Source organism: Kiloniella sp., assembly GCF_965205715.1.
Lineage (GTDB): Bacteria > Pseudomonadota > Alphaproteobacteria > Kiloniellales > Kiloniellaceae > Kiloniella.
Genome location: NZ_CBDBHW010000013.1, coordinates 392,600 through 414,029, shown reverse-complemented (window position 1 = coordinate 414,029; position 21,430 = coordinate 392,600). Strand labels below are relative to the sequence as shown.

Annotated in this window: 18 protein-coding genes; 10 read left to right on the top strand and 8 right to left on the bottom strand. The window is 46.3% G+C overall.

Going from position 1 to position 21,430, the window contains the following annotated elements; genetic code table 11:
- Positions 1-4: 4 nt before the first annotated feature.
- The 3 genes from ACOGW3_RS13170 to ACOGW3_RS13160 form a co-directional block, all read right to left on the bottom strand.
- Positions 5-964 (bottom strand): LysR family transcriptional regulator, encoded by a 960-nt coding sequence (locus tag ACOGW3_RS13170; RefSeq protein WP_419903395.1) that lies wholly within the window; start codon positions 962-964, stop codon positions 5-7.
- The gene (locus tag ACOGW3_RS13165) at positions 964-1,752 is read right to left on the bottom strand and encodes an HAD-IIB family hydrolase (RefSeq protein WP_419903394.1); all 789 of its coding nucleotides are present in this window, start codon (positions 1,750-1,752) and stop codon (positions 964-966) included. The genes ACOGW3_RS13170 and ACOGW3_RS13165 overlap by 1 nt, the downstream gene beginning before the upstream one ends.
- A 146-nt stretch (positions 1,753-1,898) precedes the next feature.
- A complete protein-coding gene (locus ACOGW3_RS13160; protein ID WP_419903393.1) occupies positions 1,899-3,440 on the bottom strand; it encodes a PLP-dependent aminotransferase family protein in 1,542 nt (513 codons plus the stop codon).
- A gap of 222 nt (positions 3,441-3,662) precedes the next feature.
- Here ACOGW3_RS13160 and ACOGW3_RS13155 point away from each other — a divergent pair, with 222 nt between their 5' ends.
- Positions 3,663-4,583 carry a DMT family transporter gene (locus tag ACOGW3_RS13155; protein WP_419903392.1) on the top strand — a complete coding sequence of 307 codons (921 nt, stop codon included), beginning with the start codon at positions 3,663-3,665 and terminating at the stop codon, positions 4,581-4,583.
- A gap of 70 nt (positions 4,584-4,653) precedes the next feature.
- Here the strand turns inward: ACOGW3_RS13155 and ACOGW3_RS13150 are convergent, their stop codons facing one another.
- Both ACOGW3_RS13150 and ACOGW3_RS13145 read right to left on the bottom strand, forming a co-directional pair.
- Complete coding sequence (locus ACOGW3_RS13150; protein ID WP_419903391.1) at positions 4,654-4,935, bottom strand: chorismate mutase; 282 nt, start codon at positions 4,933-4,935, stop codon at positions 4,654-4,656.
- Positions 4,936-5,002: 67 nt separating this feature from the next.
- Entirely contained in the window at positions 5,003-5,263 is a 261-nt protein-coding gene (locus tag ACOGW3_RS13145; protein ID WP_419903390.1) for a DUF1674 domain-containing protein, read from the bottom strand.
- Positions 5,264-5,466: 203 nt separating this feature from the next.
- Here ACOGW3_RS13145 and ACOGW3_RS13140 point away from each other — a divergent pair, with 203 nt between their 5' ends.
- On the top strand, positions 5,467-6,846 hold the full coding sequence (locus ACOGW3_RS13140; protein ID WP_419903389.1) for an RsmB/NOP family class I SAM-dependent RNA methyltransferase: 1,380 nt from the start codon (positions 5,467-5,469) through the stop codon (positions 6,844-6,846).
- 9 nt (positions 6,847-6,855) lie between these two features.
- Here the strand turns inward: ACOGW3_RS13140 and ACOGW3_RS13135 are convergent, their stop codons facing one another.
- Together ACOGW3_RS13135 and ACOGW3_RS13130 are read right to left on the bottom strand one after the other, a co-directional pair.
- The gene (locus tag ACOGW3_RS13135) at positions 6,856-9,048 is read right to left on the bottom strand and encodes a methyl-accepting chemotaxis protein (protein ID WP_419903388.1); all 2,193 of its coding nucleotides are present in this window, start codon (positions 9,046-9,048) and stop codon (positions 6,856-6,858) included.
- Between the two features lie 313 nt (positions 9,049-9,361).
- Positions 9,362-9,820 (bottom strand): Lrp/AsnC family transcriptional regulator, encoded by a 459-nt coding sequence (locus ACOGW3_RS13130; protein WP_419903387.1) that lies wholly within the window; start codon positions 9,818-9,820, stop codon positions 9,362-9,364.
- A gap of 124 nt (positions 9,821-9,944) precedes the next feature.
- On the opposite strand from ACOGW3_RS13130, the gene ACOGW3_RS13125 reads away from it, so the two are divergent.
- From ACOGW3_RS13125 to purH, 7 genes are all read left to right on the top strand, one after another.
- Positions 9,945-11,114 carry a M20 aminoacylase family protein gene (locus tag ACOGW3_RS13125; protein ID WP_419903386.1) on the top strand — a complete coding sequence of 390 codons (1,170 nt, stop codon included), beginning with the start codon at positions 9,945-9,947 and terminating at the stop codon, positions 11,112-11,114.
- A gap of 11 nt (positions 11,115-11,125) precedes the next feature.
- The gene (locus tag ACOGW3_RS13120; protein WP_419903385.1) at positions 11,126-12,310 is read left to right on the top strand and encodes a diaminopropionate ammonia-lyase; all 1,185 of its coding nucleotides are present in this window, start codon (positions 11,126-11,128) and stop codon (positions 12,308-12,310) included.
- 150 nt (positions 12,311-12,460) lie between these two features.
- Positions 12,461-13,123 carry a ribulose-phosphate 3-epimerase gene (gene rpe, locus ACOGW3_RS13115; protein WP_419903384.1) on the top strand — a complete coding sequence of 221 codons (663 nt, stop codon included), beginning with the start codon at positions 12,461-12,463 and terminating at the stop codon, positions 13,121-13,123.
- Between the two features lie 13 nt (positions 13,124-13,136).
- Positions 13,137-14,930: a heparinase II/III family protein gene (locus tag ACOGW3_RS13110; protein WP_419903383.1), complete on the top strand. Its 1,794-nt coding sequence runs from the start codon at positions 13,137-13,139 to the stop codon at positions 14,928-14,930.
- Entirely contained in the window at positions 14,927-15,937 is a 1,011-nt protein-coding gene (locus tag ACOGW3_RS13105; RefSeq protein ID WP_419903382.1) for an MraY family glycosyltransferase, read from the top strand. The genes ACOGW3_RS13110 and ACOGW3_RS13105 overlap by 4 nt, the downstream gene beginning before the upstream one ends.
- Positions 15,938-16,089: 152 nt before the next feature.
- Positions 16,090-18,015, top strand: a complete 1,926-nt coding sequence (locus ACOGW3_RS13100) for a polysaccharide biosynthesis protein (protein WP_419903381.1) — start codon at positions 16,090-16,092, stop codon at positions 18,013-18,015.
- Between the two features lie 211 nt (positions 18,016-18,226).
- The gene (gene purH, locus ACOGW3_RS13095) at positions 18,227-19,801 is read left to right on the top strand and encodes a bifunctional phosphoribosylaminoimidazolecarboxamide formyltransferase/IMP cyclohydrolase (RefSeq protein WP_419903380.1); all 1,575 of its coding nucleotides are present in this window, start codon (positions 18,227-18,229) and stop codon (positions 19,799-19,801) included.
- 306 nt (positions 19,802-20,107) lie between these two features.
- On the opposite strand, the gene ACOGW3_RS13090 is transcribed toward purH, so the two are convergent.
- Positions 20,108-20,515: a DUF2000 family protein gene (locus tag ACOGW3_RS13090; protein ID WP_419903379.1), complete on the bottom strand. Its 408-nt coding sequence runs from the start codon at positions 20,513-20,515 to the stop codon at positions 20,108-20,110.
- Positions 20,516-20,544: 29 nt separating this feature from the next.
- Here ACOGW3_RS13090 and ACOGW3_RS13085 point away from each other — a divergent pair, with 29 nt between their 5' ends.
- The gene (locus tag ACOGW3_RS13085; protein ID WP_419903378.1) at positions 20,545-21,426 is read left to right on the top strand and encodes an AraC family transcriptional regulator; all 882 of its coding nucleotides are present in this window, start codon (positions 20,545-20,547) and stop codon (positions 21,424-21,426) included.
- The last annotated feature ends 4 nt before the right edge of the window (positions 21,427-21,430 follow it).

The following is a 21,430-nucleotide window of genomic DNA, read 5'->3' as shown; positions in this document are numbered from 1 at the left end:
TTTATTACTCATCGCCGATTTGAATTTTTTCTAAAGCCCATGGGGCAAACTGAGAAATTTCGGGTAAGCATTGTAGCTCTAGTATTTCACGCGACTTTGTACTGATCATTTTTTGCAGTGATTCCAGCTCATGTCGTCGCGTTGCCAGCATAAGGCTGCGTGAGAACACAGGCCCGGGTAGAGGCTCGCAACGAATAGACGGCAAATGAGTTTTAGCCTGCAAGAGGCAAAGCGGTGTTGTAATCGCCCAACCAATCCCAACCCCAACCATAGCAAGCGTCGCATCGGCGGTATCAAACTCAAATTTTCGACGCGCCTCAAGACCGAGACGGCGAAGATGTGTCTCAATATTGATACCGGTTAGGGAGCGAGAGCTATAACGCACAAGCGGAAGGTCTTCTATCAACTCTTCCAAACTATCAACTGGCTTGTCATAGCTCACAGGCAAAGCAAGAACAAAAGGCTCTTGCAAAAGACGGTGAGAGATAATGCGTTCATCTGCTGGGATGGATCCCTCAGTGATGACAACGTCCACCTCTCGGGTGAACAGGCGTTTGAAGTGGAGCTTAGTAAGTCCAGACCAGACCGACCATTCCACGGCCTCGTTCATCAACTCGCGGACAAGATAAGGACCAACGGTTGTTCCGAAGGAATCAACCATACCAACGTTCAGGCGCGGCAAAGACCTCTGTTGATGCGCCCGAACCAAAAAGGATGTTTCCCGGGCGGTATCCAGTAATGATTTGGCACGTTCAAAAAGGGTTCTACCAACCGGGGTAAGAGCTGGTGGACGAACAGATCGATCCATCAGTTTCACGTTCATCTTTTTCTCTAGACCACCGACAGCCTGAGACACCGCAGATTGAGTAATCCCCTTTTGTTGAGAAGCAGCCGTCATGCCCCCTGATTCAACAACAGTTACGAAGATATCCAAAGCACGTAAGTCGAGGTCGAGATGGGACATTATCCGAGCAACATATCTGCAAGTTCAACAAAACCAGCGCCAGACCTTTTACTGGTGACCCAGGTTGGCTCATGAGAGATCCGACCAACAAAATCGTTCACGTTGGCGACACCGACAGAATGCGGGAAACGTGCAAACATCGGAGCATCATTGGGAGAATCGCCGGAAAAAACAACCTGATCAAGTATTTGGTCAAGCTCAAGGCCATAAATCTCACGAAAGAGAACTTCTGTCATGGAAAGTTTGTCGTAATCACCAAACCAGCCATTAACATGGATTGAGCTTACTTTCGCTTTTGCACCAGCCTCTTCAAAAAGCGTAACGATTTTATCAATAGCTTCTTGGCCCAGAGGAGCGACATCTTCGCAAAAGTCCACCGCAAGATCGGCGACACGATAATCCTGGTCAGATGCAATACCAGATCCAGGAACCGCCTGTACAATTGACTGGCGTAAGCGATCTATTTTCAAGCGATCAACCTTGCGTTCAGTCTCTTCTTTCCAAAATCGGCAGGTCATTTTCTTCTCTGCATGTTCATAACGGAAATAAAAAGCACCGTTTTCCCCGACAATCGCATCGACAGGCCACATGCGAACGATGTGATCACACCATCCAGCGGGACGTCCTGTTATTGGAATAACCTTAAGGCCTGCATTGGAGAGACGCTCAAGCGCAAGATAACTATCTGCTGAAAGATGGCCATCGCTGGTCACGGTATCGTCAATGTCGGTTAGGACATAGCGAATTTGATTGCGAACAGCTGAAGGAAATTCGATTAAAGGCTTCATGATTATCCCAATTCTAAAGGCTCTGAAATGAGCCCTATACATTCTTTTGGTATTATACCTAGCTTCTGAAATTCAAAAAGAAAAGACCTCCTCTTTCTCAGCCTTTACTCTGCCCTTTATATAAAGACCGAACGAAACACCCCAGCTTATTTCTTAGAATACACAGCCTGATCAAAAACAGTGGCAAGCTTCCTGCAGCCTTCCTCAATCTCGTTTGGTTTGCAGCCCCCAAACCCCATCAATAAGCCTTGTTTTGCCAACTTTGGGTCACTGTAAAACAGCGAAAGCGGGGATGCGGAAATATCTTTTTTATCGGCCAACTCAACAATAGCCCGGTCACTCACCTTAGCTTTTGCAAACTCAGTAAGATAGGCCGTGATATGTAATCCAGCTGCATCGGGGGATACACATAGATAATCGGAAAGGTAACGGTTTATATTCTCAACAAGAATCTGTTGTCTTTCGCCATAAACACGCCGCATGCGGCGAATATGAGACGAGAAATGACCCTCTGCCATAAAATCGGCTAATGCAGGTTGTGCCAACAATGAGGATCTTTCATCCATCAACGTTCTAGCAGAGGCTACCGCCTCAACAAGGTTTTCAGGAACCACCAGGTAGCCTAATCGCAGTACATGAAATAACACTTTGGAAAACGACCCCAGATAAACAACTCTTGAGGCCTGCTTTCCCCCGCCATAGCGTTCGGATTCTAAACCCTGCAATGAAGACAATGGTTTTCCACTAAATCGGAATTCACTTTCGTAATCATCCTCAAGGATCCAGGCATTATTTTCTTCCGCCCAATCCAGTAATTCTAGACGCCGACGCAAGGACATTACTGCACCGAGCGGATATTGGTGCGACGGCGAAACTACCGCCATACGGGCTTTTGCTGCCAAACGTTTTCCCTCAGTGACAGAAAGGCCTTCTTCATCCACGGGTACAGGCACCATTTTCACTCCTGCGGAATGCAAAGGTCCCCGCAATCCGGGATAACCAGGCTCTTCAAACCAGGCGACATCCCCAGAATCAAGCAGTAGTCGTGCCATAAGATCCACCGCTTGCTGAGCACCAGAAGTAATCATCACTTGATGCCAGCTACAACTTAACCCACGTGAAACCCGGAGGTAGTTGGCGATTTCTTTTCGTAAAGGAATATACCCGCAAGGATCTGGATTGTGCAGAATATCATGCTTTGGATAGCGCCACGTCCTTGCCAGAGATCGTGCCCATAAGGGAAAAGGAAAAGAGCCAGCATCCGTTGTACCTGGAGCAAAGGTTGGGTGACTACGATGAACACGCTTTTCCATAGCGGCCAGCTCACGACCCCTTTTTGAAAATCCAGGGCCTTCTTGTTGTTCTTCTTGTCCGCTGCGTTTTTGGGAGTAATTTGCAAAATCTCCCATATCGTCTGGCAATTCCTTAGAAATATAGGTTCCCGAACCCGTCATCCCCTCCAAATAGCCTTCGGCAAGAAGTTGATCGAAAGCCCCGAGAACCGTATTTCTCGAACACTTTAGCTCCTTGGCAAGATATCTGGTTGAAGGTAACCGCTCTCCAGGTTGAAGACGCCCTTTTAAGACCAAATCACGAAGTTGGTTAAACAGCTGCTTTTGCAGAGGTTTTTCATCAAGTCTATTCAGCTCGATTTCCAAGAGGGGCGTATTTGTTGTTCGTATTGCCATTTAATTTGGTTCTTTTGTGGCTCTTATTTTTATCTAAATATTTAACTTCAATTAGGTCCAATTAGTTATGTTTTGGCAATTACTAGATTCATTAATTTTGTTTATAGATGCCGATAATTGCACCGAGGCAAATTGAACCCTAACAATATCGTGACTGTATTTTCTCCAGGATATTGTTATGAGGAATTGTGACCCGTCTTTTAAAAATTTTGAGTTAAAAGCATGCCAGAGCAAAGCGAAGACCAATCAAAATTACTCTCCCTTATAGCACCAGGTGCTTTTGTCCTGCTCTGGAGCACGGGATTTGTCTTTGCCAAGATGGCTTTGCCTTATGCCGAGACAATGACACTTCTTACTGTCCGGTTTTTAATCGCTGTTGGCCTATTACTCGTTATATCGATTATCTGGAAAGCGCGTTGGCCTAAATCGATTAATCAAACACTGCATATTGCCGTTGCTGGCATTCTTTTACATGCGACATACCTTGGCGGGGTATTTGCTGCCATTGAACGAGGCTTGGAAGCAGGCGTAGCCGCCCTTATTGTCGGTATCCAGCCTTTATTGGTAGCTTTTGTTGCGGGCGTATTCTTAAAAGAACGGGTTTCTGCTAGACAATGGTTGGGCCTAATACTGGGTGTCAGTGGCGTTATTCTCGTTGTTTGGTCCAAATTACAGGACGGCCTAGGAACCAGTCTCGGTGTGGGTATTGCTGTAGTTGCCCTTTTTGGCATCTCTATTGGGACCATTTACCAAAAACGTTTCTGTGGCGAAATGGATTTGCGTACCGGTGCTGTGATCCAGTATACCGCAGCAGCAATTCCAACAGGAATTCTTGCCTTTTTCACTGAAACAATGATCATAAATTGGACGGGAGAGATGATTTTTGCCATGGCTTGGCTTGTGATTGTGCTCTCAGTTGGGGCGATAAGCTTACTTTACCTTCTTATCCGTAAAGGCGCTGCCTCCAAAGTATCGAGCCTGTTTTTCCTAGTCCCACCAACAGCATCGCTTATGGCATGGTACCTCTATGACGAGACTTTCCACTCAACCGCCTTAGCCGGAATGCTTATGACTGTCCTAGGAGTTGCTTTGGTGAATTTACGGCCGCTTAAGCGCTTTGGCTTGCGGACCCGCCCTAGCTAGGTAAAGACCAGTAGAGAGCTCTAAGTATCAAGGGATTATAGGTTTATAAGAACAAACCCAGCTTTTGGGCTTATTCCTTATTACCCATCAGGCGATCTTCAAGCTCACAAGCTTCGTCGATAATAAGGGTATAAAGTTTACGAATAAATTCAGGATCTAGACCCTTTGAGGCTCCAGTATCGGCATTTCTCTCACGAACTTCATCAACCCGATCTTTCAGGACTGCTGGAATGCCATGTGTTTTTTTGAGTTCAGCAACTTCGCGAATCACATCAAACCGTTGAGAGAAAAGCTCCATTATCTGATCATCAAGATCATCAATGCGGCGGCGATAAGGCGTGAGAAGCTCCATAGCTCTACGTTACTCCGAAATCGGGTCAACAAAGTTGACGCCTGAAACCAATACACAAAAGCACTCTTTAGAAATCAACGCATATCCCCTTTCGTTCCCAGTCGCCATATCGTGTTGGCTCGGGACCGCTAGGACCACCAATCTCTTTTTTCTTGTCCAGACCATCCATAAGCTCTTTTTCACGCTGAAGTCTTGCTTCCATTGCGTTATCAAGATCTTGAGGAGTGATTTTTTTCCGCTTAGCACCCAAAGTCACATCACCTGATGAAGGAAAGTGATTCTTTCGATTTTTCTGTTTCGGCGTGTGTGTCGTAAAAGATCTGGTCATGCCTAATGATATGGCATTTCCCCACCTCAATGCCAACCCTTGTCGATGCAAATTTCTACCTACGATTTGCCGCACCCCTAACCAAAAAAAGGTTACTTTTACTCGTCCCCCAAATACCCAAGCACACAAATTTCTGCCCCAAACATAGCACCTACGCAAAATTAGCTCTTTTCTCCTTAGTCAGACGTGGTAAACCCATGCCTATGACTGAAAATCACACCAAATCAAATAAAGCCACGCCCCGGAATAATAACTCTGGCAAAGGGTCTAAGGCCCGCCGCCCCGCAAACCCGCGGAAACTCGTCCTGGCCCTTTTAAAAAACATCATGCGGGAACAGCAAACCCTTGATGAAGCCCTGAGTAAACATCAGGCTGATTTTGAAAGTATGGAAAGACGGGATCGTGCTTTTACGAGATTGTTGATTTCGACCCTTATGCGTAGGCTCGGTCAGATAGATAAAGCCATCAACGCCTGTATGAAACGCAAGCTCCCATCGAAGATGGCAGATGTTCGCGACATCATCCGCCTTGGCGCGGTTCAACTACTTTATCTCGACACCCCTCCGCATGCTGCCGTCAGTACAAGCCTTGATTTGGCCAACGGCCCTCGCATCAGTGGAAACAAACCATTGATGAACGCCGTGTTACGTCGCCTATCCCGCGAAGGCCATGACATGATTTCCGCTATGGATGAGAGTTATGACAACCTTCCGAGATGGCTTTGGAATAAGTGGGTAAGCACCTATGGTGAAGAGACAGCACGCAAGATAGCCTTAAGCCACCTCGCGGAAGCACCGCTTGACCTTACCGTTAAGGAGAACCCTGCGGATTGGGCTGAAAAACTTGAGGGTACAGTAACTTCGGGAAATTCAATTCGTTTACCTGCAGGTACAGGTGATCCTGTATTCCTAGAAGGTTACGCTGATGGTGATTGGTGGGTACAAGATTTTGCCGCCAGTTTGCCAGCCCTTTTGCTGGGTCCTGTTTCAGGTAAGCGTGTTGGTGATATTTGCGCTGCTCCTGGCGGAAAAACTGCCGAGTTAATTACAGCTGGCGCCTCGGTTACAGCAGTAGATTCATCTGCCAAACGTTTGAAACGTGTCCATGAAAATTTAGAACGCCTTCAATTGAAAGCAGAAGTTATCACTGCTGATGCCACAAATTGGCAACCTGAAGAAAAGTTTGACGCCTTGCTTCTCGATGCTCCCTGCTCTGCAACAGGGACCCTGCGCAAACACCCTGAACTAGGCCGCATCAAACGTCCAGAAGACATTGAGGCTCTTGCTGAATTACAAGCTGAATTACTGAATAATTGCGCTGAAATGCTCAATCCTGGCGGAACTCTTGTCTACGCGACTTGTTCTTTGGAACCTGAAGAAGGTCACCTGCAAATAGAGAATTTCTTAGCAAAGAACCAAGGGAAATTCGAACGCGTTCCAGTACAGGGTAATGAGCTTGGAGAAGCGGAATGGCTGTCTTCTCTATTGACTGAAAATGGCGATCTTCGCTGTCTTCCGTGCCACAGACACGACGAAGGCGGCATGGACGGGTTTTACGCCTGCCGCCTTCGAAAAGTAGCCTAACCCTTTTGGTTAGGCTGCGCGAATGCCCTCGATAAAGGCATTAACGCTTTCACGCATTTGTTCTGCTTGAGTAGCCAAATCATTGGAAGCTTCAAGCACTTGCTGTGAAGAGTTTCCGGTTTGGGTTGAGGCTTCACTCACGCCTTGCATATTGGATGTAACCTCGGCTGTTCCCGCTGAGGCTTCTTGTACATTTCGAGAAATCTCCTGGGTTGCAGATCCCTGTTCTTCAATCGCCGTAGAGATTGAAACAGAGATTTCGTTCATTGATTCGATTGTTTTACCAATCGCCTCAATCGCATCAACAGCTGTACGAGTCACACCTTGCATTTCATCGACTTGGCCACTGATTTCTTCTGTGGCTTTTGCAGTTTGATTTGCAAGGTTTTTCACTTCACTAGCCACCACTGCAAAGCCCTTACCAGCTTCGCCTGCCCGAGCAGCTTCGATGGTTGCATTAAGGGCTAGTAGATTTGTCTGTTCAGCAATATCAGATATCAACCCTACCACTTCCCCAATTCTGTTCGAAGCCTCTTCGAGGCCCTTGATTGTGGCAATGTTTGCATCTGCTTTTGATACCGCATCGCTGGCGATCTCACTTGATTGCCCAACCTGACGGTTAATCTCTTCGATAGAACAGCTCAACTCTTCAGCAGCAGCAGCCACTGTTTGCACGTTAACGGAAGCTTCCTCAGCAGCCGCCGCCACCGTGTTCGAGCGTACAGCTGTATCCTGGGCAACAGATGACATTTCTCCTGATGTGGTATTCATTTGAGAAGCAGCTGCCCCAACCTGGGTCAGAATTTCATTGCTGTCTGTTTCAAACTGAGCAACGAGATCCTCAATCCTCTTGGTACGTTCTTCACGTTGACTAACCATTTCCATCTCTTTGGCGGCCATCTCGTCTTGTGCAAGCGCATTCTCTTTAAAGGTTTGCAGCGCAGAAGCGATGTCCCCAATTTCATCTTTTAGGGCCAAGCCGGAAATTTCAAAAGTCTTATCGCCTTCAGCCAACAGAAGCATTTCCGAAGTAGATTTTTGCAAAGGCTTCACAATAGAACGTGCAAAATACCATCCGAGCAGTGCGACTAAAACCAAAACACCAAGACCAATAATAAGGATGTAAAGTGCAGCTTGATGTGATGGTGCCAAAACTTCTTCTTCATCAATCTCTGCCATCAGAGCCCAACGAATACCTAGAAAATCAAGCGGTTGGTACGCGGATAATACATTTATACCACGGTAATCAGGAACGATATCAATACCGACTTTTCCATCAAGAGCCAGGCGCACGGTTTCAGTCTTTACTTCGGTGTTCAAGATTGTTGATTCCTCTGAAAAACGGGAATCACTCCGCATCAAATAATCATTACCCACGATATAGGTTTCGCCAGATTCACCCATTCCTGTTTCCTGTTGGAGTACCCCATTAATCCTATCTATTGGCATTTGAAAAATAAGAACGCCCTGGAAACCATTCTTAGAAACGATAGGTGTCGACATAAAGCTGGCAGGCGCACCGTAACTTGGTGAATAGGGTGCAAAATCTATGAAGCTTAAACTACCTGCAGCTTTATTTGACAAGGCTGCTTTAAAAGCCTGAGCAAGGCCAGTATCACTATACTTCCCACTAATTAAATTAGTCGCATAATCAAGTTCTTTAAATACAGTATAGACAACATTGCCATCGCCATCGACCAAGAAGATATCGTAGTAGCCTCGCGCAAGTAACATTTGGCGGAACCAGGGATGAAAGCGTCGATGTTCCGAATGATAAGCACCTTCAATTTTTGGTCCATCGTAAAGATGTTTCTCACCAATTTTTTCAGGATTCCCCTGGGAGTTGGTCGCTTCTGCCGTTTTATCGTTGATATAAATCCCATGTAGGGATTTTAGAGGATCCTTATGCATCCTTTTTTCATCGCGAAACCCAAGAGTGAAGTTCGACATCGCATTCTGCACATAACCATTCTGAGCAGATACAACCAAATCTTCTTCGATAGATTTCAGATAACTGTTCAATGAGGTTTTTCGGGACTCAGCCAAAGCTATAAGTGTTTGCTCTTCCAGATGCAGTAAACTTGTCGACGTATTTATTACACTAAATATACCCACAGAGATTACAGATAAGGCTGAAATTACAACAAACAAAATGGGGAGCTTTTTGGATATTCTCATACCAAATATCTTAGATACATTCATCGCCCTAGAAATCCTCCTATCGCCCTTAATACCCAGATAGTTTTATTTTTTATTATCGACCCATTACTATCCAGATCACTACTATTACGCATACTATAATATGCACAAATTCTTAATGAGAATTTAAAGTTGCTGAACGAAGCTATCTAAACACGAAGATATTTTTATAACTTTAAGCAATCTATATTACATAACTAATTGTTTTTATTGCATTGACCCAATACAACTCAACCATCTTTAGTTGAAATTCTCTAAAAGTAATTTTAATTTAATAACAATACATGAGAATAAATTATTTTAGTAAATAAAGTATTTAATCATGAATAGGAATTTTTAAACCAACTTTTACTTGATCCATTACAATATTAGTTTTGAATTTACTTATTTCAGAATTCCCAAAAAAATACTCTCTCGTGAACTGCTCATAATGCTGAATATCCCTTACCAGTAGTATAATGATAAAATCTGCTTCACCGGTTGTATAATAACATTGCTGCACCTCTTCTGCCTGGCGCATCCTTCGCTTAAAGGCATCGAGGACATTTAAATTTTCACGTTCCAGACTCACTTCCGTAATCACCGTCATCGGGTGCCCAAGCTTTCGTGGGTCGAGCAAGGCTACTTCAGAGCGAATAACGCCGCTATCTCTAAGCCTCTTCAACCTCTTTTGAACCGCCGCAGGTGATAGACCAACTCCTTCACTTATACGTTCAGCTGTCATTCGGCTATCAGTCTGTACCTGCGCCAAAATTTTGTAGTCAAATGAATCCATATCAACCTCCTTCAGAACAAAATGACCAAATTAGAATAATTTTTATCCACAATCTTACCATCTTCAATTATTTTCGGACAATACTTATGATATCCTGTGATCATATGAAATAGAGGTTTTGACCATGGCTTGTATCACTCCCGAAACTTTTGATCCTCTCAATGACATGATGAGAAAGATCCGCCACGATCTTCATCGCAACCCTGAGCTTGGGTTTGATGAAATAAAAACTGCCGAAAGGGTCGCTTCCGAACTTCGTTCTTATGGCCTCGAGGTTTTTGAAAAGATTGGTGGCACTGGTGTCATTGGCATCCTTAAGAACGGAGGTGGCAATAGAGCTATCGGATTAAGAGCTGACATGGATGCATTGCCAATATCTGAAACGAGTACCCACAATTATGTGTCACAATCAAATGGCGTGATGCATGCATGTGGGCATGACGGACATACAGCCATGCTGCTCGGAGCCGCCAAATTCCTTGCAGATAACCGAAATTTTGATGGCACTGTCGTTTTCATCTTTCAGCCGAACGAAGAAAATGGCCTCGGCGCCGAAGCAATGCTTAAAGATGATCTGTTTACGAAATTCCCGGTTGATGAAGTCTACGGAATGCATAACCTTCCAGGGGCAGCCAAAGGCAGCTTCTCCACCCGTATCGGTACAATATGCTCTAGTGAAAGCCTTTTTGAAATTGATATCCAGGCCCGAGGTGGCCATTCGGCAATGCCGCAAAAGGGAGTGGATGCCATTCTGGTGGGATCAGAAATAGTCCAAGCTCTTCAAAATATTGTTGCGCGTAAATTGGAGCCTGGCAGTGGCTGCGTAGTTTCAGTAACTGAGTTCATAACCGATGGAAAACGTAATGTCCTTCCGGGTTCGGCACTCCTAAAAGGAGATGTAAGAGCTCGAACACCGGAATCACGGGATCAGATACAATCCTTGATGCAACGTATCATCAAGGGCATCTCACTCTCTCATGATATAGATATCAGCTTTACATTCGAAACTGAATTCATAGAAACCATTAATTCACCCGAGCAGACGGAAGCCTCGATCAGGGTTGCACAAAGTCTTTCAAGTCAAGTAGATGGCAATAGAACTCCAATGTCATTTTCAGAGGATTTTGCCCACCTTTCCAATGCAAAACCAGGTTGTTTCATACTGATCGGCAACGGTACCGAAGGAGAAAATGGCAAACCGTTACACGCCTCTGATTATGATTTCAATGATGAGATACTGACAACTGGTGCGTCTTATTGGGCATCCCTAGTATCCGAACGTCTTCCCAAATAGGATTATAAAAAATGCTCAAGACTTTTCAATTTTCTGACATATCTCACACCCCCTATCAGCGCCATATTGGAACTGCCAGCGAAGAAATTATCACCCGTGACGCTTTCAATGCAGCAACAACAGAAATAACCGCTTGGGAAGGATACAAGCCCACGCCACTTCATTCCCTAGAGTCCCTGGCAGCTGAACTTGGTATTGGTGATATCTTTTATAAAGATGAAGGACCTCGGTTTGGTCTTGGTTCTTTCAAAGCACTTGGCGGAGCTTATGCTGCAGGAAAAGTACTCCAGCGCGAACTAACAAAAAAATTAGACATCCCCGTTACCTTGGCTGACATCAGAAATGGTCGCTATGCATCAGAAGCCAAAGAAATTACCCTGGTATCGGCCACTGATGGTAATCACGGTCGATCCCTCGCCTGGGGAGCACAGAGATTTGGCGCCACTTGTAAGATATACATTCATAAAGGCGTAAGTGAAGGCCGCGCAGAAGCCATGCGTCAGCTCGGAGCCAATGTTATTCGGATAGATGGCGATTATGATGCTTCCGTACACCTTGCCCGAAAAGAGGCCGATCAAAATGGCTGGTTTGTCGTTTCCGACACTTCATGGGAAGGATATGTAGATCCACCACTTGATGTGATGGCTGGATATGGTGTGATGACCAATGAGATTACAGATCAGCTTAAAACACCACCTACCCATATCTTCCTCCAAGGAGGCGTTGGTGGCTTGGCGGCTTCTGTTTGTTCGGCTCTTCGCCAACATTGGGGGCAGGACACTCCTCGAGTCATAATCGTTGAGCCTAACCTCGCAGCTTGCCTTTTCGAAAGTGCTCGCAAGGATACGGTGACGACGGTCGAAATTAACGAAGAAACAATGATGGCTGGGCTTTCTTGCGGGGAACCTTCTCCAATTGGTTGGAAAATTTTACGCGAAGAGGCTTCTGATTTCATCCAAATCACCGATGAACTCGTTGCTCCTTCTATGCGGCTTTTGGCAAACCCAATTGGAGATGACCCCTTCATTGAAGGGGGAGAATCTGCCGTTGCAGGCCTTGCAGCAGTCATTTCAATAGCTCTTAATCCAAAATTGAAAGATCTTTTGGGGGTTAACGAGAAATCCAAGGTTCTCGTAATTGGCTCCGAAGGTGCTACAGACAAAGCCCTTTACGAGAAAATTATGGCAAACGAATAACTCTCTCTTAACCTGACTTTATCATCTGGCATTATCGTCTAGCTTTATCTGGCAAAACCTTGCGAAGAAGAGTCTATACTGGTACGAAAGTTATTATATTTTCTACTGGTAATTGGGCTCTTCGCCCTTGGACAAGAACGAACCGGATAAATGCAAAAGCAAACTCGTATCGCCCCCTCTATTCTCGCCGCCGATTTTTCGCAATTGGGTTTAGAAATCCAGCGCCTAGACCAAGCAGGAGCCGATTATATCCACGTAGATATAATGGACGGCCATTTTGTTCCAAATATTTCGTTCGGCCCGTCAATTACCAAAGCTGTTCGCCCATCTACGGATAAGCCCTTTGATGTCCACCTTATGATCTCTCCTGTAGATCTTTACATCGAAGCCTTTGTAGACGCTGGTGCCGACATCATTACCATCCACCCAGAGGCTGGCCCCCATTTTCATAGAACCATACAGCTGATCAAATCCCTCGGTGTTAAAGCAGGATTAGCTCTAAATCCAGGGACTCCTATTGATATTGTTGATCATGTCATTGAAGACCTTGATCTGTTACTGGTTATGTCAGTAAACCCCGGCTTTGGCGGACAGTCATTTATTCCTGGTGCCTTGGGTAAAATTACAGCCTTGCGCGAAAAGATTGATGCCACTGGTAAAGATATTGACCTTCAGGTCGATGGCGGCATTAACTTTGAGACCGCCCCCCAAGCAATATCTGCAGGTGCTGATCTACTTGTTGCAGGTACTGCAACATTTAAAGGTGGGCCCGAAAATTACGCAGCCAATATTAAAAAATTGAAGGGCCAGTAAGAGCGAATAACGCATGGAAGGGCGCAGCCAAACGCACACATCAGAGACGAATAATTCCGTTGGTCGTTGGCTAAATGGGAAAACCAGTCTGAGTGAACGCTTGGCCGCTTTTCTAAGGTTACCGGCACATCTTGCCCTCGAAAGAGTGGGCTATAAACTTAAATACCCACTCTATGCCAGCCCATTTTACAGATGGATATTACAGGGAAATTCCGTCCCAAGCTTAATCTATATTCCCTCTGATCCGTGGCTCGGGGATTCAACAAAGGGGCGTAGTATTCTCAACGGGCAAATAGAGCTGGCTGGCCAAACGATTTCCAATCCCGCCCCCCTCTGGGCTCCATTGGGTGCAACTTCAGACTGGCTTAAAGAGTTCCATTCTTTCAGTTGGCTCCGATCCCTCCGTGCAGCAGCTGGCGACAATGCTCGCAAAACAGCCCGTGAAATGGTAAAGCGTTGGATAGAAGAAAATCGTCAATGGCGGGCCCTATCCTGGGAACCAGCAACAACTGGTTGTCGGCTTTATAACTGGCTTGGTCATTATGATTTTATTGGCAACTCTGCCGATATCGATATGCGGCAAAGTTTGCATGAGAGCCTTGCCCAACAAGCCCGTTATCTCTCACATTCCCTTCCTGCCGGGTTAACTGGGGTAAGCTTAATAAGAGCGATCAAGGGTTTGTTATATGCAGGTGTCTGCCTTCCTGAAGGTGAAGTTTGGCTTAACTGCGCGCTCAAGCATCTGGCAAGAGAGCTTTCCTTGCAGATTTTACCTGATGGAGGACACATACAACGTAGCCCACATATCCATCTAGAAGTTCTACGGCACTTAATTGATATCCGTGCCACCCTACATGCAGGTGGCAAAGAGGTTCCGGGCTCGATCATTTCAGCTATCGAATCAATGTCGCCAGTCTTAAGACTTTTTCTTCATGGTGACGGCGGACTTAGCCTTTTTAATGATTCCAACGAAGACCATGGCTGGCAGATAGATATGGTTTTGCAGAGGGCAGAAGGCCGAAAGCAACCCCTTATGTCTGCACCTCAAAGTGGATTTCAACGCGTACAATCAGGCCGAATTCTATTAATTGTCGATGCAGGTGCTCCCCCTCCCCCTGGATACGATCTCACAGCACACGCTGGCACCCTTAGTTTTGAAATGTCGGTCGGCAGAGAGCGTTTAATTAGCAACTGCGGCGTTCAACGCCATCACTCTCAATGGCAATGGATACCAAGAGCGACCGCAGCCCATTCAACGGCAACACTCTCCGAAACCAACTCAGCCCACCTCACACCTGATGGTGGGCTTGCAAAACGGCCGCAAAACGTTACCTGCCGCCGCGACGAAAATCAGGGTGAAATCACTTTGGACATGAGCCAAGATGGCTATGCGGAAAAGTTTGGCTTTATTCATCACAGAAAACTTACTGCACTTGCCAAAGGATCCGGCATTCAAGGTTGCGATTTGTTTACCTGCAACAACACCAACCATGATAATTCACGTCAAGAATTTGCCGTTCGATTCCATCTTCACTCTGACGTTCAAGCCTCTTCTATTAACGATGGAGAGGCCGTACTCCTTCGCCTCCAAAAAGGAGGAGGTTGGCAGTTTACCTGTGCTGACGCTCACCTAGCCCTCGAGCCCAGTATTTATCTTGGTAAAGCAGGTGAAGTCCGTCGTTGCCAACAAATAGTTCTTTCTGGCATTACATCGAACAAAGATACAGCTGTTAACTGGTCTCTGATAAGGGTCGCGACAAAAAAAGCGGCTGCTAAAAACAACCAAGCAAATTTATGGGACCTATGACCGAGTACCTGCACTTATTAACAATAGTCGCTATTTTCGCTTTAGCTTCTTGCATCGCAACCGCACTACTACGCAAAGTTTTAGTTCGAAAAGGTGTATTAGATAATCCAAATGAAAGAAGCAGTCATACCATCCCAACCCCGAGGGGGGGAGGCATTGCCTTAATGACTGTGCTGCTAACAGGATGGCTTGGTTATGGGTTGTCATCACCCAACTTAATAGCCGGATTTTGGGAGATCATAGCAGGTAGTTTAACCCTTATGGCAATTTCTTGGCTAGATGACCTTAGAAATCTCTCTGCAAAGATAAGATTAATTGTTCAACTTGCCGCGGTAATTTTAGGGTTTTGGGGCCTTGATCAAGGCGGGCTTCCTATCAAACTATTTCCTGAATTCATACCCCAGTTTGTCGATTACACGATTTTGGGTCTAGCTTGGGTATGGCTCATTAACCTATACAATTTCATGGATGGCATCGATGGAATTACGGGTGTCGAAACCACATCGATTACCATTGGTTTAATCGCTTTAGCCCTACTGTTTTCCTGGCCTCAAGACTATTACTATCTCCCGTTAATTTTACTCGCTACAACGCTTGGGTTTTTAGTTTGGAATTGGGAGCCATCGGCAATTTTTCTGGGCGATGTTGGCTCGGTTCCCTTAGGTTACATCCTTGGCTGGTTTTTCCTTTTGCTTATTGCTAAAGGCTTATGGGCGGCGGCCTTCATCCTCCCCTTATATTATCTGTGCGATGCAACTTGGACATTAGCCAAACGTGGATTTCGAAAAGAAAAAATCTGGCAAGCTCATAAAGAGCATTGCTATCAAATAGCCGTACAAAACGGTGCCAGCCATAAAAAAGTGGCTCTCATTATATTACTCTGCAACCTGTTTCTCATTGGCATTACAGTCTTCTTTAGCCAAAATTACCCTTGGGTTAGCTTGGTAATTGGGAGCTCTATTGTCGCATTAACAATGAGATATTTATCGCGTAAAAAAACAGCTTAGGGACAACAAAATCATTTCTTCACCACGGGAAATGGCTTCTGGTAAATATTAGATTTACCGCTTATTGTGCCAAAATATCCGATGACATCTGTTGATAAGAGAATAAAGAAAGTCCACGAATGAGGTTTTTGGTTAAATCCAGCACAAAATCAGTGATCGCGTTTTCGCACGATCTGATCATGGTTGCTGCCTCTTTTGCCATTTCACTCGCTCTTCGCATGGATGTTAATGAAACGATTTTCCTCCCAACAGGAAGTCTTCTTCCCGCCTGGGGACTGTTCGTCGTGATTGGTGCGGCTACTTTTTGGATGCTGGATTTTTACAAGGGCATCTGGCGCTACGCCTCTATGAACGATCTATTTAACATCATCAAAGCCTCCACCTTGATAATGTTACTGTTCTTGCCTGTACTCTTTTTCTGGAACAGGCTTGAAGATATTCCTCGTAGTTCTTTGATGATTAACTGGTTTGTCCTGATCTTCCTTTTGGGGGGGCCACGGATGGTCTACCGCATCTGGAAAGATCAAGGCCTTCGGCGTTTGATGGAAAAAAACAGCCATTTGCGCGTACCCGTATTTCTTGTTGGTTTTGATGATATCGCGGAAGCATTTCTTCGTCACATCGCCAGAGATCCCTCTAGCGCCTATGAAGTTGTTGGCATTATGGATCCAAGTGGTGAAGAAGCCGGACGTCGCATTCACGATGTCCCGGTGATGGGACCCTTAAATAAACTCGAAGATGCTCTAGAAATTACCTCCATTGGAAACAGAGCTCCTCAACGTATTATTATATCTAAGATTATCGACCGTGAAAGCATGCAGTTGATCAACGATGTTGCTGAAAAAAATGGCCTTAGCATCGAGCGTTTACCTAACCCAACAGAGTTCAAAAGCAGCGAAGGTAGCGACATAGAAGTAAATCCTATCGCGATTGAAGACCTGCTGGGACGACTACAAGCAAAACTAGATCGCCCTGCGATGAAGAAGCTAATCGCCAACCGCAGGGTAATGGTTACCGGTTGCGGCGGTTCCATAGGCTCAGAGCTTGCTCGGCAAATAGCTTCATTTGATCCAACTCACCTCATTCTCTTAGATAGTTCCGAATTCAACCTCTACTCTATTGATCTAGAAATCAGCGAAAACTATCTCGAACTAAAGCGTGATGCGATACTCGGTGATGTAAGAGACCGTGCACGTCTGGATCAGGTGTTTGAGCGCTTCAAACCAGAACTTGTGTTTCATGCTGCGGCTCTAAAACACGTTCCCTTGGTGGAGGCAAACCCGGTTGAAGGTGTCCATACCAATACAATAGGCACCAAGAATACTGCTGATGCTTGCCGCAAGGCCGGGGTTAGAACCATGGTTTTGATTTCAACTGACAAAGCCATCAATCCACCAAATATAATGGGCGCCACAAAACGCCTTGCTGAAAGCTATTGTCAGGCTTTGGACCTTGATGGCAAAGTCGAGGGCAATACCCGCTTTGTTACTGTAAGGTTTGGTAATGTATTAGGCTCTACCGGTTCAGTTGTTCCCCTTTTCCAACGTCAACTCAAAGCTGGCGGCCCCCTGACCGTCACTCATCCTGATATTACCCGCTACTTTATGACCATTCGAGAAGCTGTTGAGCTGGTTTTACAAACCATGACACTTGGCGCAGAAATGGCCAGCGAAGATGCTGGTAAAATTTACGTTCTTGATATGGGCGCGCCGGTAAAAATAGCTGATTTAGCACGTCAGGTTATACGGCTGGGTGGCTTTGAACCTGATAAAGATATCAAAATTGAATACACAGGTTTGCGCCCAGGCGAAAAGCTATACGAAGAACTTTTCCATGAAACCGAACCTATGGTGCCAACCAACCATACCAGCTTGAAGCTCGCCGCACCGAGGATTACCGACCTGGAATTATTATCGAAGAGTCTTGATCGCCTTAGCCTATCGATTGAGGAAAGAAATAGAGATGAAGTCATCCAACAGCTTCGCCGTCTAGTTCCTGAATATAATGGGCATCAAGGTAAGTCTGAATTGATACAAGAAGTTGATCAGCAACACGAATTGAACAGCCTCTCTTCTTAAGTTTTAGCTACTGATACCTTTCTGTATTATTCAAAGCATAAAATAGCTGAATCCCTTCGTTGCATCCTATCTCTCTTCGGGCTATTAGTGGCCCGCCTAAGAAAATTTCGGCCAACTCGGGCCCTATCTGATCTGAAAGAACGGATCAGAACGGTCCATACTTCCCGCCCCGGCGGGCAACCGGGGTGGAAGACAGCTGCAAGGAACTGCTATGTCTGACGCCATCCGTCGTGCTCTCGTTTCCGTTTCCGATAAATCGGGTCTTGTTGAATTCGGCAAATTTCTCGCCGATCAAGGCATCGAAATCCTCTCCACTGGTGGCTCGGCTCGCGCCTTGAGCGACGCCGGTGTTCCCGTAAAAGAAGTTTCCGCTCACACTGGTTTTCCTGAGATTATGGATGGCCGGGTCAAAACGCTACACCCCAAGATCCACGGTGGCATTCTGGCCAGACGGGATTTGAAAACTCACACCGATGCGATGGAAGAGCATGACATTTCTCCTATCGATCTTGTTGTTGTTAACCTCTATCCATTTGAAGCGACAGTTACTTCTGGGGCGGATTATGAAACGTGTGTTGAGAACATAGACATTGGTGGACCTGGGATGGTTCGGGCTGCGGCTAAGAACCATGGCTTTGTGACCATCATTACGGATCCCACTGATTACAAACTTGTTGAAGAAGAGATGAAAACCAACGCTGGCGCGACGTCAGAGGGCCTGCGTCGTAAATTGGCGGCAACTGCTTATAGCCATACCGCGCGCTATGATTCGATGATCTCCAACTGGCTTCAAGGTGAGTGTGGGGTAGACTTTCCCCGCGAAACCACGCTTGGCGGTAGACACAAGCAATCTCTACGTTATGGCGAGAACCCACATCAAGTCGCCGCTGTTTACAGCTCCATCGATGCCCGCCCGGGCGTGGTTACGGCAGAGCAGCTTCAGGGGAAAGAGCTTAGCTACAACAACCTGAACGACACCGATGCTGCTTTTGAGCTGGTCTCTGAGTTTGAGGCTCCAACCATCGCGATCATCAAACACGCTAATCCTTGCGGCGTTGCCACCGGCGACAACCTCAGTGATGCTTACAAAGCAGCCCTTGCTTGCGACCCCACCAGTGCTTTTGGCGGCATCATTGCCACCAACACCACAATGGACGCTGCAACAGCCACACAGGTTGCCGATCTGTTTGCAGAAGTGATCATTGCACCTGCCATCGATGATGAAGCACGGGCCATTTTTGCTGCGAAGAAAAACCTGCGTGTCTTGGTGACTGGCGAAATGCCAAACCCTGCTGATACAGGTATCGCGATGAAAACCATCTCTGGCGGCTTCCTGCTTCAAGGCCGTGACAATGGACGCATTACTGCTGAAGACCTCAAGATCGTCACCAAACGAGCGCCAACGGATCAAGAAATTGCAGACATGCTCTTTGCTTTCCGCGTTGGCAAGCATGTGAAATCAAATGCCATCGTTTATGCCAAAAACGGCGCGATCGTCGGTATTGGCGCAGGCCAGATGAGCCGGGTTGATTCTTCAAGGATCGCGGCATGGAAAAGTAAAGAAGCTGCGGAAACAGCCGGTCAGGCACAGGCTGGAACAATCGGTTCTGTCGTATCTTCAGATGCCTTCTTCCCGTTTGCAGACGGCTTGCTCGCGGCGGCTGATGCTGGTGCGACGGCCGTTATTCAACCGGGTGGATCCATGCGCGATGACGATGTCATCGCCGCCGCTGATGAAGCCGGTCTTGCCATGGTATTTACTGGAATGCGTCACTTCCGCCACTAGGAAACGAACTCCGTTCCAATAGAGAAAGGCTGCCGATTTGGCAGCCTTTTTTCTTTGTACAAAAACCGGTTGTTAAGCGGCTTTATCTTCTTGCTCAAAGACAACGAAGGCGAATATTTTCTCTCGGGGCAAAGTCTCTGAAGGCGGGTAGATCCATTGGGTACTAATCATCTGCTTCATTGCCTTGCCTTCCGCACCCGTCTTATCGGCAACCCGGTCCCATCCCGTTGTAAACAGAGCTCCCCAGTCACCCAGATCCAGGCAACGCCTACCTAAGCAGGGATTTAAAATCTCTAACCATTCTCTTCACCCATGCATCTTTGCCCCTTTAACAATTTTATCCACCAGTTTTTTATCGGCGTGAAGCCCAATACCGACAACCCTGGCATCCTCCGGAGCATATTCTGCAAAGACAGCCCGGTTGGCATCATCATGCCCCGTCGAAAACATCTCTTCGATATAAAGCGAAGATTTTACCCCTCGCCTCAAAGAACGTTCGTGAACTTTTTTCAGGGTTTCGCTTGCTGCTGAAAGAACAATAATGGGCTGTCTGATTAAAGAATTGTATGCATTTCCTGCTCGATCTTGATAGGCTGCACCAATAATATCGCTATTTTGGGCCGTTATACCGCCGGTTAAAAAAGCAGTGACATTCAAGGCCTGCCAAGGCATCAGATCATCGCGCAAAACAATCGCTATTTTGGTGTCAAACATATTGGGTCTCAATTTCTGGGCTGTTATCTATGGAAGAAGACAACATTAAAGAAGGAAAATACGACACGCGTCTTGAACGTTCGTGCACAACTTCTTTGTCTCGTGTGGGTGATGTAGCCAAAATAACTTCCGCACCTGCGGTCCAGGGTATGTCCCGGATCGAAGCCAGTTTTGTCGGTGATTTTTTTGAACCCCACAGGCATGACACCTATGCTCTTGGCCTTACGATGCAGGGCATTCAGGCGTTTAAATACCGGGGAGAGCGTCGATACAGCCAGCCGGGGCGCATCATCGTTTTACATCCTGATGAACTGCATGACGGAGGGTCAGGCACAGATCAGGGACTATTGTACCGTATGCTTTATCTAGAACCCTCTGTCGTTCGCGCGGCTTTGGATGACAAGTTCAAAGGGTTGCCTTTTGTTAAAGCCCCGATCATCGAAGATCCTGCCTTACAACGCGCCATGATAGAGATGCTTGGGCGGATGGATGACGAAATAAACGATCTCGCCGCCAATGACGCCCTTAGCAGTATTGCGCAAGCGTTGGTTCGACACAGTGATGGCCTTGCCAAACGTTCGGATAAAACCTGTATGAAAGCAGCCTATCTTGCCCGTGACTTTCTCTACGAAAACGCTTTCAGAACGGTAAAGTCCGAAGAGTTAGAGGACATAACCAACCTCAATCGTTATGCCCTCTCCCGACATTTTCGAGCGAGTTTTGGTACCAGCCCGCATCGTTTTTTGTTGATGCGTCGCCTTGAATTTGCCCGGGCCATGATAGAGCAACAACAACCTTTAGCAGATGTCGCCTTCGCTGTTGGTTTTTCCGACCAAAGCCACCTGACCCGTCATTTCAAACAGGCCTTTGGTGTTACGCCAGGAAAATGGGCCCAACACGTCACGCATTAATGCT